Here is a 15,514-nt window from a genome sequence, read left to right as displayed (position 1 = left end):
TTTTTTATCGGTTCGCTGGTTTTCAGGCGCTCTCCCGACTCCCTTTGAGACATCTACGCCCTCCCCGCAATTCAAAAATTCTGAAAGCTCCTGCAAATCAATCGTGCATTACGCACGACGCCAACAGGGTCATCGTGCAGGATGCGTCCCACCTGTTTTCTACACCAAACATAACTTGTTGATTTGTATGTATTTTTTCTTCTGAAAAAGCTGGCATGCGGGCTGCAATGGTCTGATTAACCAGGGCATCGCCACCGTCGCCCTCAACAAGATCACCACAGTGTGGGAGGAGCTTCAGGATGAGTCGCCAACGTGCCGCCCAATTGCGTATCTCGCCACTGCATATCCAGCAAGGCCTGTTTGCTGTCCTGGCGCTGTTGATCACCTTGATCGGCGGCCAGCAGTTTCAGCGCTGGGAGCAGAGTCAGGAGCAAGAAGCGCCACGCCTGTCGATTCAGCATCCGACCCAAACCCACTTCAGCGCCGTCAACAGCAATTCCACCGACAGCGCCCCAATGCGAATGATGGACGTCGACCAGGCTCAGCCTGTGGATGAGATGCAACGTCAGGATCGTTGGGTGTTCTAGACACACAAACTTGGCGCATTCGATGCGCCGGGACATGCACCACAAGCATCACCTCTAAATAGAAGCGTAAGGAGAATCACCATGTTGAGCTGGGCAATCACATTCTTGATCATTGCCATCATCGCTGCAGTACTGGGCTTCGGTGGTATCGCGGGCACCGCCACGGGTATCGCCAAGATTCTCTTTGTCGTGTTCCTGGTGATGTTCATTGCTTCGTTCTTCTTTGGCCGTCGCGGTCGAGGTTGAAGATGAACGTTTTACTGAAAACGATGGCAGCCGCCCTGCTTCTGGGCGGCAGTGCCATTGCGATGGCGGCCAATGATGGCCAGGCGCGGGTGAACGAGTTGTTGAGCGCAGACCCGCAGTTCCACGACACCTGGCAAGGCGTCGTGAAGAAGGAAGAACGCCTGCCGGAATGGGTGATGAACCTGTCCGGTGACGCCGAGCAAATGAATGCCGTTGAAGAAGATGGCGACAAGTATCTGGTGGGGCCGCTCTGCGAATCGCATGACACATGCCTCAACAAACGCCTGATCGTGGCCGTCAGCTTCGACAAGAAGGATGCCTACGCCATGCTGGTCGAAGTGCCTGCAGGGTTGCCGGCCGACAAGTCGCCCACGCGGCATGCCGACTACCGCTTCCTCGGCAAGCCTGACCAGGGCATGCAGGATCTGTTAATGGAACAACTGAAGAAAGATCCGAACTGGTACTGAATTTGTCACACGAAAGAAGCAGCATTGCTTCTCTCCAATGCGCTACCCGAGGAAGGTAGACGCATGACCAAGGGGTCGGGACGTTCTGCCTATTTCGGGGCGGAGTGACCTACGGGTACAGGGAGTGCCTGCGCAAGGGCCGGGTCAGGTAAAAGCTGCGACGCAAGTTCGCCGTCCCAAGATGGCACGACGGACTTGCGAAGAGCTTATGCGCGCAATGCGTTGAACAACAGCGATCCGCTCGGTTTCGCTCCTCACTCTCCATTCGCACGAATGATCACCGGAAAATACGTTCCCGGTGTTTCTTGCGTGACCGTACATCGAGAAAAAATCGCCTGATTTTGCGGGGATTTCTCATCTCTCATGGTCGGATTTTTCTGAAATACCTCTCCCGCGCAAATGAGCAAAAAACACCCACCCTGCCCGGAAATGGCCGGTTCACGGCACGTATGCCTGCCGAAATGTCACATTCGAACCGTTTGCGACGTCGGTTTCAGTAAAAAAACCTCATGCCGATTCGGCATAGGGTAGGCGTTTACGGCATTAGACGTCGCTTCCTTGCATCGGAATAGTTGCGCCTTTTTTCGCCTGCCAGAGAGCCATGAACAATCGCTCCGGCGCACCTTATACGGGGGCGGATGCACAAGACTTTTTCGCCAAAAGCGTTCCAGCTTGCTGCATCTGCCCGAGTCAAACGCAAGTAAGGGTAAAGATATGAAGAAGGCAAAGCTTAGCCTCGCCTGGCAGATCGTCATCGGTCTGGTATTGGGGATAGCAATCGGTGCGCTGCTCAACCATTTCAGTGCCGAAAAGGCCTGGTGGATCAGCAACATCCTGCAACCAGCAGGCGATATCTTTATCCGCCTGATCAAGATGATCGTGATCCCGATCGTGATCTCGTCGCTGATCGTCGGTATCGCCGGCGTCGGCGATGCGAAGAAACTCGGCAGCATCGGCCTCAAGACCATCATCTACTTCGAGATCGTCACCACGATCGCCATCGTCGTCGGCCTGGTGCTGGCCAACGTGTTCCACCCGGGCGCCGGCATCGACATGAGCACCCTGGGCACCGTGGACATTTCCAAGTACCAGGCGACGGCCGCCGAGGTACAGCATGAACACGCGTTCATCCAAACCATCCTCAATCTGATCCCTTCCAACATCTTCGCGGCCATGACCCGCGGCGAAATGCTGCCGATCATTTTCTTCTCCGTGTTGTTCGGTCTCGGTCTGTCGAGCCTCAAGCCCGAATTGCGCGACCCGCTGGTGACGATGTTCCAGGGCGTGTCGGAAAGCATGTTCAAGGTCACTCACATGATCATGAACTACGCCCCGATCGGCGTTTTCGCACTGATCGCGGTGACCGTGGCCAACTTCGGCTTCGCGTCCCTGCTGCCGCTGGCCAAACTGGTGATCCTGGTTTACGTCGCCGTCGCCTTCTTCGCCTTCGTGGTGCTGGGCCTGATCGCTCGCCTGTTTGGCTTCTCGGTGATCAAGCTGATGCGCATCTTCAAGGATGAGCTGGTCCTGGCCTACTCCACCGCCAGCTCCGAAACGGTGCTGCCACGGGTCATCGAGAAGATGGAAGCCTACGGCGCGCCAAAAGCGATTTGCAGCTTCGTGGTACCGACCGGCTACTCGTTCAACCTCGACGGTTCGACCCTCTACCAAAGCATCGCGGCGATCTTCATTGCCCAGCTGTACGGCATTGATCTGTCGATCAGCCAGCAACTGTTGCTGGTGCTGACGCTGATGGTGACCTCCAAAGGTATCGCCGGCGTACCGGGCGTGTCCTTCGTGGTGCTGCTCGCCACTTTGGGCAGCGTGGGTATTCCGCTGGAAGGCCTGGCGTTCATCGCCGGTGTCGACCGCATCATGGACATGGCGCGTACCGCACTGAACGTGATCGGCAACGCCCTGGCCGTATTGGTCATCGCCCGTTGGGAAGGCATGTACGACGATGCCAAGGGCCAGCGCTACTGGAACTCGCTGCCGCACTGGCGCAGCAAGGAAAAACTGCCGGTGGGTGAAGTCTCCAGTAACTGACGCAAATCCCTGTAGGAGCGAGGCTTGCCCGCGAATGGGACGCCGCGGTGTATCTGTTACACCGCATTATCGTTCTTCGCGGGCAAGCCTCGCTCCTACAGGACGGAGTTGGTGCGAACAGCCGACCCAAAACAAACCCCGGAGAAATCCGGGGTTTGTCGTTTCCGGCTACCCCGATATCATTCGCCCCATTTTTCGGGGGTTTCAACTGATGCTCAATGGCCTGTGGCTTGGCTTCTTCATCGTGGCGGCCGTATCGGCGCTGGCGCAATGGCTGATCGGGGGTAACGCCGGGATCTTCGCGGCGATGGTGGAAAGCATTTTCGCCATGGCCAAGTTGTCGGTCGAGGTCATGGTCCTGCTGTTCGGCACCCTGACCCTCTGGCTGGGCTTTCTGCGCATCGCCGAGAAGGCCGGGATCGTCGAATGGCTGGCCAAGGCGCTCGGCCCGTTGTTCCTGCGCCTGATGCCGGGAGTGCCGGCCGGTCACCCGGCCATCGGCCTGATCACCCTGAACTTCGCCGCCAACGGCCTGGGTCTGGACAACGCCGCCACGCCGATCGGCCTTAAGGCCATGAAGGCGCTGCAAGAGCTCAACCCCAGCGACACCATTGCCAGCAACGCGCAGATCCTGTTCCTGGTACTCAACGCCTCCTCCTTGACCCTGCTGCCGGTGACGATCTTCATGTACCGCGCGCAGCAAGGCGCGCCGGATCCGACGCTGGTGTTCCTGCCGATCCTGCTCGCTACCAGTTGTTCGACAATGGTGGGATTGTTGTCGGTGGCGTTCATGCAGCGCCTGCGCCTGTGGGACCCGGTGGTACTCGCCTATCTGATCCCCGGTGCCCTCGCCCTCGGCGGCTTCATGGCGTTGCTGGCGACGCTCTCGGCGACCGCTCTGGCCGGCTTGTCCTCGATCCTCGGCAACGTGACGCTGTTCGGCCTGATCATGCTGTTCCTGGTGATCGGCGCGCTGCGCAAAGTGAAGGTTTACGAGGCGTTCGTCGAAGGCGCGAAAGAAGGCTTCGACGTGGCCAAGAATCTGCTGCCGTACCTGGTGGCAATGCTGTGCGCGGTGGGTGTGCTGCGCGCGTCCGGGGCGCTGGACTTTGGTCTGGACGGGATTCGGCATCTCGTGGAGTGGGCCGGTTGGGACACGCGCTTCGTCGATGCGTTGCCGACGGCGATGGTCAAGCCGTTCTCCGGCAGCGCGGCCCGGGCGATGCTGATCGAAACCATGAAGACGTCCGGGGTAGACAGCTTCCCGGCGTTGGTGGCGGCGACGATTCAGGGCAGTACCGAAACGACGTTCTATGTGCTGGCGGTGTATTTCGGCGCGGTGGGGATTCAGCGGGCACGGCATGCGGTGGGGTGTGCGTTGCTGGCGGAATTGGCCGGCGTTCTAGGTGCCATCGGCGTCTGCTACTGGTTCTTTGGCTAAACACAGAACCCCTTGTAGGAGCGAGCTTGCTCGCGAAAAACTCAAGGACGCCGCAGGCATCTGGTTTAACGCGTCATCGTTCACGACCATCGCGAGCAAGCTCGCTCCTACAGTGTTCGACGGTGGATTAAGGCCTTGGTGGCGGCGCGACTTTCTGCCCTTGCTCCACCGCCCAACTCACCACCTGCGCCGTCAACTGGTCGCTCGCCTGGCCAAACCCGACCACCACCGCCGGCACCTTCACATCGCTCAACGGCTGACGCACTTCAAAGCGGCGGCTGGCGAGGATTCGTTGGTCATAGCCACGCACCAGCAACGCATCCAGACGCACAACGACACTCGCCGCTGTGCCTTGGTATTCAGTCTGGAACGCCTGCAAACTCCCGCCCAACTCCAGGTCCGCCTGGAAATTGCTGTCGTCGGTGCTCAGCAACGCAACCCGACCGTCACGCTGAAAACCATCCAGCAGACGATTCCGCAGCAGCACCGGCGCCGGGTCGCTCCAGCGTGAAGCCTTGTAGTTGCTGATCAGATCGCCTTGCGGAATCACGGCGATCTGCGGACTGTTCAACGCCTCGCTGGCCTGCGGCTTGGTCAGGCGCAGGGACCAGCGCTGCAGCGTGCCATGGCTGGGAGAAACGCTCTGGGCCGAAGGCAACCGATACACATCGGACGGCTCGGACTTGGGCAGGATCGAGCAAGCGCTGGTCAACGCAAAAGCGCCGAGGAGGGCAACGTGGCGCAGCTTCATGGCGTGAACTCCTTGTTCTTGTCGTTGCCCAGCAAGTAACCGCTGGGGTTGGCTTCCAGGCGCTGGGAAATCGTCCGCAACGACGTCAGGGTGTCGCGCAGCTCGCGCACCGCCGGGGCCAAACCGTTGAGGCCTTGCATGCCGCTGTTGAGGGAATCCTGATTGTTGGTGAGCAACGTGTTGATCGTAGCGCTGCTTTGCTCCAGCGACTTCATCGCCTGCTCGGCGCTGCCGAACATTTGCTTGCCCTGATCGTTAAGCAAACCGTTGGCGTTGCGCATCAGCGCCGACGTCTGCTCCAGCATCGCGCCGGCCTGCTTGCCGACCGAAGCCAGTTGCTGCATCGCCTGACGGATGTCGCCGCGCTGATCGGCGATGGTGCCGGTGGTTTGTTCCAGATGTTCGAGGGTCTTGCTGATGCGCTCGACGTTCTCCGCGGAAAACATCTGATTGGCGTTGTGCATCAATACGTTCACGCCGGCCATCAAATCGTTGCTGTCGTTGAGCAGCCGGGCGATGGGTGAGGGCGACGCGATGATGGTCGGTAGATCACCATCCTTGCCCTTGAGCGTCGGGCTTTGCGGCGTGCCACCACTGAGCTGGATGATCGACGTACCGGTGATCCCGGTCAGCGCCAGTTTGGCCTGGGTGTCTTCCTTGATCGGCGTATCACCGCCCAGACGAATTCGCGCCAACACCCGGCGCGGGTCTTTCGGGTCCAGACGCAACGTCACCACGTCGCCGACCTTGATCCCGCTGTACTGCACCGCGCTGCCTTTGGACAAACCGCTGACCGCCTCGTTGAAGACGATTTCGTAATCCTTGAACGCGGTGTCGACGCTGGACTTGGCCAGCCACAGGCCGAAGAGCAGGGCGCCTGCCACCACAATCACGGTGAACAGACCGATCAATACATGATGGGCTCGGGTTTCCATGTCAGACCTCATTCAACTGTTGTGCGGCCGTCAGCGCCGCGCGGCCGCGAGGGCCATGGAAGTATTCGTGAATCCACGCGTCGTCGGTTTCCGAGACCTTGTCGATGGCGTCCGCCACCAGCACTTTCTTCTGCGCCAGCACCGCCACTCGATCAGTGATGGTGTAGAGCGTGTCGAGGTCATGGGTCACCAGAAACACACTCAAACCCAACGCATCGCGCAGGGTCAGGATCAACTGATCGAAAGCCGCCGCGCCAATCGGGTCGAGGCCGGCGGTGGGTTCGTCGAGGAACAGGATGTCCGGGTCCAATGCCAGCGCCCGGGCCAGTGCCGCGCGTTTGATCATCCCGCCGGACAGCGACGCCGGGTATTTGTCGGCCGCTGATAGTGGCAGCCCGGCCAACGCCAGTTTGACCGCCGCCAGGTGTTCGGCATCGTCGCGGCTCAGGCCAGCGTGTTCGATCAGGGGCAGGGCGACGTTTTCGGTGACGGTCAGCGAAGAGAACAGGGCGCCTTTCTGAAACAGCACACCGAAGCGCCGTTCGACCATTGAGCGCTCGTGTTCGGACAGCGTCGGGAGGTTCTTGCCAAAGACCTTCACCACGCCTTCGCTAGGCTGGCGCAAGCCGACAATGCTGCGCAGCAGCACCGATTTGCCGCTGCCGGAACCACCAACCACGGCCAGGATTTCGCCCTTGTACAGATCCAGGTCGAGGTTCTCGTGCACGCTCTGACGGCCAAAACGATTACACAGCCCTCGGACTTCAATCACCGCCTCGGAGGGCGCTCGGGGTAGACGACTCACCAGCCCATCTCCATGAAAAACAGCGCGGCCACGGCGTCGAGCACGATCACCACGAAAATCGACTGCACCACACTCGACGTGGTGTGCGCACCCACAGATTCGGCGCTGCCACTGACCTTGAAGCCTTCAAGGCAACCAATGGCGGCGATAAGGAACGCAAAGATTGGCGCTTTGACGATCCCCACCAGAAAGTGCTGAACGCCGATGTCGGTTTGCAGCAGCGAGAGGAACATCGCCGGCGAGATATCCAGCGCCACGGCGCACACCACGCCACCGCCGACAATCCCCGAGAGCATCGCCAGAAAGGTCAGCATCGGCAGCGCCACCAGCAGCGCCAACACGCGCGGCACCACCAGCAACTCCATCGGGTCGAGGCCCAGGGTGCGAATGGCATCGATCTCTTCGTTGGCCTTCATCGAGCCGATCTGCGCGGTAAACGCACTCGCGGTGCGGCCGGCCATCAGGATGGCGGTGAGCAGCACGCCGAATTCGCGCAGGAAGGAGAACGCCACCAGGTCCACGGTGAAAATGCTCGCACCGAAACTCGCCAGCACCGTCGCCCCGAGAAACGCCACGACGGCGCCCACCAGAAACGTCAGCAGGGCAACGATGGGCGCGGCGTCGAGGCCGGTCTGCTCGATGTGCGCGACCATTGGCGTGATGCGCCAGCGTTTGGGGCGGAACAGCCCGCGAGCGATGGTTTCCAGGATCAGGCCGACGAATCCCAGCAGTTGCAGGGTGTCCTGCCAGACGGCGTCCACCGCACGGCCAATGCGCGTCAGCAGTTGAATGCCGACGCCGATGTCCGGTTCCTTGATCGGCACGCAGAAGTCGGTCATCGAGCAATAAACAGTCTGCAACAAGGCACGATCGGCGACGGACAACGTGCAGTCGGGATGTTCGGCGGATTTGCCCAGGCGGTCCGACCCGAGCAATTCCACCAACAACGATGCGCCGGCGGTGTCGAGCGCGCCGAGGCTGTTGAGGTCGATGTGGGTGCTGTCGTCGTATTGGCCGCGGAGCTTTTCGCTCAACGCCTTGAGATCGGCGTAATGGGCGAGCGTCCAGTCACCCATGACCCGCAATTGCGCAGGGGTGTGCGAGGTGTCCATCAAGGCACTGCCGGGCGTTGTGCTGCTGGTCATAAGCTCCGTGCTTGTTCGGCTGTTACGCAGAGTTACGTAATAGCACGAACCGCATTACTTTTCTTTGGTCGGTGTGCTGTCCGTGATCTTGAAGCGCAACACACCGATCAACTGGCCGTCCTCGGTCAGCACCCGAACCTGCCACTTGCCCGCCGGGTTACCGGGGAAGTTCTGCTTGTGGGTCCAGGCGCGATAGCCTTCCTTGCGCCCGCCGTGGATGTCCAGTGCGATGCGGTCGACTTCTTTACCGTTGAACTGCCAGACATGGTAAATCCGCTCGTCGAGGCCGCGCGGCGCGTTGATCGCCGTGTAGGCGTACAGGCCGTCTCCACGGATCTGCTCGGCGCTGACTTCTTCCAGACTCTTGCCGGGCGTGCGGTCCTGCATTTGCGTGCTGATCGCCACATCGGTCATCCACAGCGTGGCCGGCGGCACCCACGAGCGCAGCACCCAACCCACGCCGCCGATGCCGACGGTGATGCTCAGAATGGCCAGCGCGTTGCGCACCGTCCGGATCGGGAAGATCGACGCCAGGCTCGGGAACGACAGGACGACGGCCGTGCCCAGGGCCAGTTTGAAACTCTGGGACGTGGTCAGGTGCAGGATGACGGGCAGGGCGGTCAGCAGCGCGGCGAACAGCGTCAGCGTGTGTAACGCCAGGAACGCCCAGCGCCGGGGCGCCAGCCATTTGTAGTAGAGCGGGTCGGTGATGGAAATCAGCGCGGCGATGCCCAGCAGCCCGGTGAAAAACAGCTGGCTGCTGTTCCAGGTGGTGGTGATGAGAAAGAAAGGCAGAACGAAAAACAGACTTTCCTGGTGGATCATCTGCGTGGCATAGCGCAGCAGCGGCTGGGGGATTTCCCGTTTGAATATTCGGGTGAAGAGCTTGGTGAGGCTGTTTTCCAGCATCAGCCAGATCCAGCTGAGCACCATGATGATGGTGATCCAGGTCGCCAGGCCTTGCTGACGATCCACCAGCATGAAGCTGCCGACCCCGGAGATGAAACCGCCGAGCGCAATGACCCCTGGGTAGCGCTTCATCAATTCGAGGATGCGCTGTACGAATAAGGTCAGGGTAGGCATTCGGCGATTCACAATAGTCGTGGGAAAAATCCCCGACAGGTTACCGCCCGTGGGACGGTGTGGCGAGGGGGATACGTCCGTTTGCCCCAACACAGCACTGTGGCGAGGGAGCTTGCTCCCGCTGGGGTGCGAAGCGCCCCCAAAACCGGAAAACCGCATTCCTTCAAACTAGAACGCAGGCGCCGGCTCGGCGGCTGCTGCGCAGCCGAGCGGGAGCAAGCTCCCTCGCCACAGGGGAACCATTACAGTCTGCGATGGATTCGCCAAGCCAGCAGCACTAGTACGAACATCCCAAACACCCCGGCAATCGCCCACATCACCTGGTCATAGCTCATCAACGGCTTCTCGATCCGCAGATAGCCCGGTTGCAAGAGCAACTCACGCATGACCTTGTTGGCCTCTGCCAGCGTCACGCCCTGCAGCTCCCTGGCCGGATTAGCGAAACGACCCTCCTCGTAGTCCCCCAGCGCACTCCAGTAGTAATCGGCCAACGCGCTGTTGCCTTGCACGGCCCAGGCCTGACGGGCAATGGCGGCCTGCTTGAGGCGGTTGAAGGTGTCGGCGTCGAGGCCGTCCTTGAGCAAGTCGGCCTTCAACTCTTCCAGTACTTGCTCGGCCTCGGGTACATCGTCGCGCTCAAGGTCGGCGTTGAGGCTCATGAAACCCACACCGCCAAACACCTCGCGCTCGGCCGAGGGGCCGTAGGACAAACTGTGCGCCAGGCGCAACTGGCGATAGAGCGCCCAGTCCAGATAGTCCTTGAGCAGGTCGAAGGTTTCGTCGTGCTGGTCTTCCAGCACCGGCTCCGGCACCAGCCAGTGCAACTTCGCTCCACCACCGACGAAGCCGTGACTCAACGTGCGCTCATGGGCCGCGCTGGCCTGGATTTGCGGCAACGGCGGGTGATCGGACGGGTCAACTGCCTGGAGTGCGCCCCAGGCCCGTTCCAGATAAGCCGGCAGCAAGCGGTCGAGGTCGCCGACCATGATCAGTGTCATGTTGTTCGGCGCGTACCAGGCCTTGCGTGCCGTCTCGAGTTGTTCGCGGGTCAGGTAATCGACCTCGGCCCGCTCCGGGCACTTGAGCCCCAACTCCACGGCCAGTTGATTGCTCGCCGTGTGGCCCAGATCCTGACGATCCAGCCAGCGTTGCAAGTGTGAGTAATGGCCGCCGTCCTCGCGCTCGACCACCTGTTTGGCGGCGTTGATGGCGTTGTCGTCGATTCGGGTCTGGGTCAACAGCGCCAGCAGCAGGTCGAGGACCTTGCGCTGGTTTTTCGCCGGCGCTTCGATGACGAACGTGGTGTCGGCGTTGCTGGTGTAGGCGTTCCACTCACCGCCGAGCGCCTGCATGCGTTCTTCCAGACCGCCTTCGCCGGTGGCGTCGATGCCGCTGAACAGCAAGTGTTCGAGCAGGTGCGGCAGCTCCTTTTCAGCGCAGCTGAAATCATCGATACCGACGCCAACCACCAGCCGAATTGCCACATGCCCGCGTTCGGTGCCGGGTTTGAGCAGCATTTGCAGGCCGTTGGGCAGCGTATAGCCCTCGACCTGGAAGCGATCCAGGGCAAACGAAGGGAATGATCCAAGCAACAGACAGGCGAACAACAGACAACGCATAACGAGTTTCCATACGGCTGATTGGAGATCCGTGTCGTCAGTCAGGGCCTCTTCGCGAGCAGGCTCGCTCCCACAGTTGATTTGCGGTGTTCACAAAACCAATGTGGGAGCGAGCCTGCTCGCGAAGAGGCCTGAAGGCTGAATACATGTTACTGACTGACCACACTGCCAGACGTTCAAGGCGAATGCGTGATGTCAGCCAAATCGTCGACGACGAGCGCCCCGGTGTCAGACGTTTCCAGCACCACATACGCACTGCTGCAGAACAACGAATTCAGACGCTTCATGTCGGCGATCAGCTCCAGGTGCAACGAACTGGTCTCGATGCTTTGCACGATCTTACGTTGCAACCGGCTGACATGAGCATGGGCCAGGCGGCGTTCCTGTGCGCGAAAGCGACGTTTCTCACGCAGCAACTGGCGGGCACTTTCCTTGTCGGCGCTGAGGAACACCGACAATCCCAGACGCAAATTGGAAATCAGTTGGCTGTGCAGCCCCGCCAATTCGTCCAGACCGACCTCGGAAAAAGACCGGCGCTGCGAGGTTTTCTGCTGTTGCACCTTGCGCAGCATGCGTTCAATCAGATCGCTGGCGAGTTTGAGGTTGATCGCCAGTTCGATGATTTCCGCCCAGCGCCGACTGTCGTGCTCGCTGAGGTCTTCGCGGGGCATCTGCGCCAGATAGAGCTTGATCGAACTGTAGAGCGCTTCCACATCATCGGTCAGGCGGCGCATTTCCTGGGTGACGGCGGTTTGCTTGCCTTGCAGCACGTCGAGCATGGATACGAGCATGTTGTCGATCAGATCGCCGATGCGCAGGGTTTCCCGGACGGCGTTGGCCAGCGCCAGGCTGGGAGTCACCAGCGCCGTCGGGTCAAGGTGCCGCGGTTTGGCGGTGCCGTTGATTTCCGGCCGCTCCGGCAGCAGCCATGCACAAAGCCTGGCCATCAGCCCGACGCTTGGCAGCAGGATCAGACAACGCGTGGTGTTGTAGAGCAGGTGGAAGCCGATGACCATTTCCTGTGGGCTGAAATCCAGGCTGTCGATCCAGTGTACGAGCGGGTCGAGCACCGGAATGATCAGCAACAGGCCGATCAGCTTGTACAGCAGGCTCCCGAGCGCCACCTGACGACCCGCGGCGTTCTGCATGCTGGTGCTCATGAACGCCAGAATGCCGCTGCCGATGTTGGCACCGATCACCAGGCCGATGGCCACGGGCAAGCTGATTACACTGGCACCGGCCAGCGTCGCGGTGAGCAGGACGGCGGCAAGGCTGGAGTAGGAAATCATCGCGAACAGCGCGCCAACCAGGGCGTCGAGCAGGATGTCTCCGGTCAGCGAGGCGAAAATTACTTTGACCCCTTGGGCGTGGGTGATCGGCGCAGCCGCTTCGACTATCAGTTGCAGCGCTAGAATGATCAGCCCCAGGCCGATGCTGACGCGGCCCATCTGCCCGAGCCGCGTCTGTTTGCGCGACAGGAAAAAAATAACCCCAATGAAAATCAGCAGCGGCGACAGCCATGACAAATCGAACGTCAGGACCCGCGCCATCAGCGCCGTACCCACGTCGGCGCCGAGCATGGTCGCCAGCGCCGGCATCAGCGCCATCAGGCCCTGACCGACAAAGGACGTGACGAGCATGGCGGTCGCGTTGCTGCTCTGGACCATGGCGGTCACGACGATCCCGGCGACGAACGCCAGCCCGCGCTTGGACATGTTCTGGCCGATCACATGGCGCAAGTTGGAACCGTAGACCCGCAGGATGCCGGTTCGGACGATGTGCGTGCCCCAGATCAACAAGGCCACGGCCGATAACAAATTGAGCAGGGTGAGCATACGGGCCCCCTGTGGTGGTAGCGCCCCAGAGGGGCAAGTTGACCGTGCCGCGCGACTTTCTACGTTGTGTACTTAAGCTGTAGTTGGCTAACGGTCTGGGCGCCAGCATTGCATAGCTAAAGAGGCGATTGAAACAAAACTGTCATGAAACAGCTTGATGCAGATATGAAAAAGGGGCTCGAAGGCCCCTTTGTCATCACATGGCATTCGGGTTACTGACCCGGAATATCCTTGCGCAGTTTCACTGGGTCCTGCTGCTTCTTCTTTTTCATCATCGCGGTGCGCATCTTGATGTTGATCGCTTCCACCGCCAGCGAGAACGCCATGGCGAAGTAAACGTAGCCTTTTGGCAAGTGCACTTCGAAGGATTCGGCAATCAACACGGTACCGACCAGCAACAGGAACGACAGTGCCAGCATTTTCAGCGACGGGTGCTTGTCGATGAACTCACTGATGGTGCCAGCCGCCAGCATCATCACCAGAACGGCAACGATGATCGCCGCGACCATGACTGGGACATGGGAAACCATACCGACAGCGGTAATCACCGAATCCAGGGAGAACACGATGTCGATGATCGCAATCTGGATGATGGTGTAGAGGAAGTTGCCGCCCTTGCCGGTCGGTTCCTCATGGGTTTCATCTTCGCCTTCCAGTGCGTGGTACATCTCTTGCGAGCTCTTCCACAGCAGGAACAGGCCACCGAAGAACAGGATCAGGTCGCGTCCGGAAATTCCCTGGCCGAACACTTCAAACAAGTCTGCGGTGAGACGCATGACCCAGGTGATCGACAGCAGCAACAGAATCCGCGTGATCATGGCCAGCGCCAGACCGAAGATTCGGGTGCGCTGCTGCATGTGCTTGGGCATGCGGCTGACCAGGATCGAAATCATGATGATGTTATCGATACCCAGGACGATTTCCAGGGCGGTCAGGGTAAAGAAGGCAACCCAGATTTCAGGGTTGGTCAGCCATTCCATGTGTATTCCTTTGAGCGAGTGTTAAACCAGAACGGGCCCGGGCTTCAAACAGCAAAGCCTGGACCCGTTGTGGGAGTCTTGGGCTTATAGAGTGCTGAACAGCGGAAAAATCCCCATCAGCAACGCGGCGACCAGTATGCACATGCACACCAGCACTGCCCATTTCAGGGTGAAACGCTGATGGTCACCGAAGTCGATACCGGCCAGGGCCACCAACAAATAGGTCGATGGTACCAGCGGGCTCAGCAAGTGGACGGGCTGACCGACGATCGAGGCACGTGCCATTTCAACCGCGGTTATACCGTAATGACTGGCGGCTTCGGCAAGTACTGGTAACACGCCGTAATAAAATGCGTCATTCGACATGAAGAACGTGAACGGCATGCTCACCAGCGCGGTGATCACGGCCAGGTACGGGCCGAGGAAATCCGGGATGACCGCCAACAGGCTTTTCGACATCGCATCGACCATGCCGGTGCCCGTCAGGATACCGGTGAAAATGCCCGCGGCAAAGATCAGACCGACAACCGCCAGCACGCTACCGGCGTGCGCCGCGACACGATCCTTCTGCTGTTGCAGGCAAGGATAGTTGACGATCATTGCAATACTGAATGCCACCATGAACAGCACCGGCAGCGGCAACAGGCCGGCGATCAGGGTGCACATCAGCGCGAACGTCAGCGCGCCGTTGAACCAGATCAACTTCGGACGACGGGCATCCGGGAACTGCGAAACGCTGATTTCGCTGTGATCGATTTCATCACCCACCAGGTGCAGTTCACCCAGGCGCGCGCGCTCACGTTTACCGTAGAAGTAGGCAATCGCCAGGATCGCCACGACGCCGGCCAGCATCGCCGGAATCATCGGCACGAAGATGTCGGACGGATCCACATGCAGTGCACTGGCCGCACGGGCGGTCGGGCCGCCCCACGGGGTCATGTTCATCACGCCGCCGGCGAGGATGATCAGGCCGGCCATGATCCGCGGGCTCATGCCGATGCGGCTGTAGAGCGGCAGCATGGCGGCCACGCAGATCATATAAGTGGTCGCGCCGTCACCATCGAGGGAAACGACGAGTGCCAGTACGGCGGTGCCGACCGAAACTTTCAACGGGTCGCCCTTGACCAGTTTGAGGATCTTGCGCACGGCCGGGTCGAACAGGCCGGAATCGATCATCAGGGCGAAATACAGAATGGCGAACATCAGCATCACGCCGGTTGGCGCAAGCTTGGTGATGCCTTCGAGCATCATCGGGCCGATCTTCGGCGCAAAACCGCCGAACAGGGCGAAGACGATCGGGATGATGATCAGGGCGATCAGCGCGGAAAGGCGCTTGGTCATGATCAGGAACATGAACGTGATGACCATGGCAAAGCCAAGGAAAGTCAGCATGGGAATACTCCAGGCGTAGCGCGGCTAGGGAATGGGCGAACCGGGTGGGGTCAGCGCAGAACGGGAAGCACGAGGCGTACGGGCGGAGTTGCAGCGAAGCGGCGGGTAGCAAAGGACATCAGGGTCACCATTGTTGTTGTTAAATGGGCTGTGCGAGCGATAAAACACTGGCATTGGCCGAC

General features: G+C 60.0%; 14 protein-coding genes. 5 read left to right on the top strand and 9 right to left on the bottom strand.

All coding sequences use genetic code 11. The annotated features are described in order from the left end of the window. Positions 1-299: 299 nt before the first annotated feature. The 5 genes from ACA066_RS00215 to ACA066_RS00195 all read left to right on the top strand — a co-directional run bounded on the left by ACA066_RS00215 (position 300) and on the right by ACA066_RS00195 (position 4,787). Positions 300-587 carry a hypothetical protein gene (locus tag ACA066_RS00215; RefSeq protein ID WP_497697655.1) on the top strand — a complete coding sequence of 96 codons (288 nt, stop codon included), beginning with the start codon at positions 300-302 and terminating at the stop codon, positions 585-587. A gap of 81 nt (positions 588-668) precedes the next feature. After that, positions 669-833, top strand: coding sequence for a DUF1328 domain-containing protein (locus tag ACA066_RS00210; protein WP_003177151.1), 165 nt, complete (start codon positions 669-671; stop codon positions 831-833). A 2-nt stretch (positions 834-835) separates the two neighbouring features. After that, positions 836-1,300 carry an inhibitor of vertebrate lysozyme family protein gene (locus tag ACA066_RS00205; RefSeq protein WP_497697654.1) on the top strand — a complete coding sequence of 155 codons (465 nt, stop codon included), beginning with the start codon at positions 836-838 and terminating at the stop codon, positions 1,298-1,300. Between the two features lie 714 nt (positions 1,301-2,014). Beyond that, the gene (gene gltP, locus ACA066_RS00200) at positions 2,015-3,346 is read left to right on the top strand and encodes a glutamate/aspartate:proton symporter GltP (protein ID WP_497697653.1); all 1,332 of its coding nucleotides are present in this window, start codon (positions 2,015-2,017) and stop codon (positions 3,344-3,346) included. Positions 3,347-3,557: 211 nt separating this feature from the next. Further along, positions 3,558-4,787, top strand: a complete 1,230-nt coding sequence (locus tag ACA066_RS00195) for a nucleoside recognition domain-containing protein (RefSeq protein ID WP_497697652.1) — start codon at positions 3,558-3,560, stop codon at positions 4,785-4,787. A 127-nt stretch (positions 4,788-4,914) separates the two neighbouring features. Here ACA066_RS00195 and ACA066_RS00190 read toward each other — a convergent pair whose 3' ends face one another. From ACA066_RS00190 to ACA066_RS00150, 9 genes are all read right to left on the bottom strand, one after another. Further along, positions 4,915-5,538 (bottom strand): ABC-type transport auxiliary lipoprotein family protein, encoded by a 624-nt coding sequence (locus tag ACA066_RS00190; protein ID WP_497697651.1) that lies wholly within the window; start codon positions 5,536-5,538, stop codon positions 4,915-4,917. Beyond that, complete coding sequence (locus tag ACA066_RS00185) at positions 5,535-6,473, bottom strand: MlaD family protein (RefSeq protein WP_497697650.1); 939 nt, start codon at positions 6,471-6,473, stop codon at positions 5,535-5,537. The genes ACA066_RS00190 and ACA066_RS00185 overlap by 4 nt, the downstream gene beginning before the upstream one ends. A gap of 1 nt (position 6,474) precedes the next feature. Continuing rightward, entirely contained in the window at positions 6,475-7,278 is an 804-nt protein-coding gene (locus tag ACA066_RS00180) for an ABC transporter ATP-binding protein (protein WP_497697649.1), read from the bottom strand. Continuing rightward, positions 7,275-8,423 carry an ABC transporter permease gene (locus tag ACA066_RS00175; protein WP_497697648.1) on the bottom strand — a complete coding sequence of 383 codons (1,149 nt, stop codon included), beginning with the start codon at positions 8,421-8,423 and terminating at the stop codon, positions 7,275-7,277. Before ACA066_RS00175 ends, ACA066_RS00180 begins: the two co-directional genes overlap by 4 nt. A 54-nt stretch (positions 8,424-8,477) precedes the next feature. Further along, the gene (locus ACA066_RS00170) at positions 8,478-9,506 is read right to left on the bottom strand and encodes a DUF5924 family protein (RefSeq protein WP_497697647.1); all 1,029 of its coding nucleotides are present in this window, start codon (positions 9,504-9,506) and stop codon (positions 8,478-8,480) included. Positions 9,507-9,748: 242 nt separating this feature from the next. After that, positions 9,749-11,125 (bottom strand): M16 family metallopeptidase, encoded by a 1,377-nt coding sequence (locus tag ACA066_RS00165; protein WP_497697646.1) that lies wholly within the window; start codon positions 11,123-11,125, stop codon positions 9,749-9,751. 176 nt (positions 11,126-11,301) lie between these two features. Beyond that, a complete protein-coding gene (locus ACA066_RS00160; protein WP_497697645.1) occupies positions 11,302-12,960 on the bottom strand; it encodes a Na/Pi cotransporter family protein in 1,659 nt (552 codons plus the stop codon). A 212-nt stretch (positions 12,961-13,172) separates the two neighbouring features. Beyond that, positions 13,173-13,940, bottom strand: coding sequence for a TerC family protein (locus ACA066_RS00155; RefSeq protein ID WP_497697644.1), 768 nt, complete (start codon positions 13,938-13,940; stop codon positions 13,173-13,175). Between the two features lie 84 nt (positions 13,941-14,024). Then, positions 14,025-15,332, bottom strand: coding sequence for a CitMHS family transporter (locus tag ACA066_RS00150; RefSeq protein WP_497697643.1), 1,308 nt, complete (start codon positions 15,330-15,332; stop codon positions 14,025-14,027). Positions 15,333-15,514: the final 182 nt, after the last annotated feature.

This window comes from Pseudomonas sp. LBUM1651 (genome assembly GCF_059716135.1).
The sequence above is the reverse complement of the archived record's forward strand: the minus strand, read 5'-3'. Positions and strand labels throughout refer to the sequence as shown.

Coding starts and splice junctions, on each gene's coding strand:
- ACA066_RS00215 (WP_497697655.1), top strand. CDS start 300: ATGAGTCGCCAACGTGCCGCCCAATTGCGTATCTCGCCACTGCATATC.
- ACA066_RS00210 (WP_003177151.1), top strand. CDS start 669: ATGTTGAGCTGGGCAATCACATTCTTGATCATTGCCATCATCGCTGCA.
- ACA066_RS00205 (WP_497697654.1), top strand. CDS start 836: ATGAACGTTTTACTGAAAACGATGGCAGCCGCCCTGCTTCTGGGCGGC.
- gltP (WP_497697653.1), top strand. CDS start 2,015: ATGAAGAAGGCAAAGCTTAGCCTCGCCTGGCAGATCGTCATCGGTCTG.
- ACA066_RS00195 (WP_497697652.1), top strand. CDS start 3,558: ATGCTCAATGGCCTGTGGCTTGGCTTCTTCATCGTGGCGGCCGTATCG.
- ACA066_RS00190 (WP_497697651.1), bottom strand. CDS start 5,538: ATGAAGCTGCGCCACGTTGCCCTCCTCGGCGCTTTTGCGTTGACCAGC.
- ACA066_RS00185 (WP_497697650.1), bottom strand. CDS start 6,473: ATGGAAACCCGAGCCCATCATGTATTGATCGGTCTGTTCACCGTGATT.
- ACA066_RS00175 (WP_497697648.1), bottom strand. CDS start 8,423: ATGACCAGCAGCACAACGCCCGGCAGTGCCTTGATGGACACCTCGCAC.
- ACA066_RS00170 (WP_497697647.1), bottom strand. CDS start 9,506: ATGCCTACCCTGACCTTATTCGTACAGCGCATCCTCGAATTGATGAAG.
- ACA066_RS00165 (WP_497697646.1), bottom strand. CDS start 11,125: ATGCGTTGTCTGTTGTTCGCCTGTCTGTTGCTTGGATCATTCCCTTCG.
- ACA066_RS00160 (WP_497697645.1), bottom strand. CDS start 12,960: ATGCTCACCCTGCTCAATTTGTTATCGGCCGTGGCCTTGTTGATCTGG.
- ACA066_RS00155 (WP_497697644.1), bottom strand. CDS start 13,940: ATGGAATGGCTGACCAACCCTGAAATCTGGGTTGCCTTCTTTACCCTG.
- ACA066_RS00150 (WP_497697643.1), bottom strand. CDS start 15,332: ATGCTGACTTTCCTTGGCTTTGCCATGGTCATCACGTTCATGTTCCTG.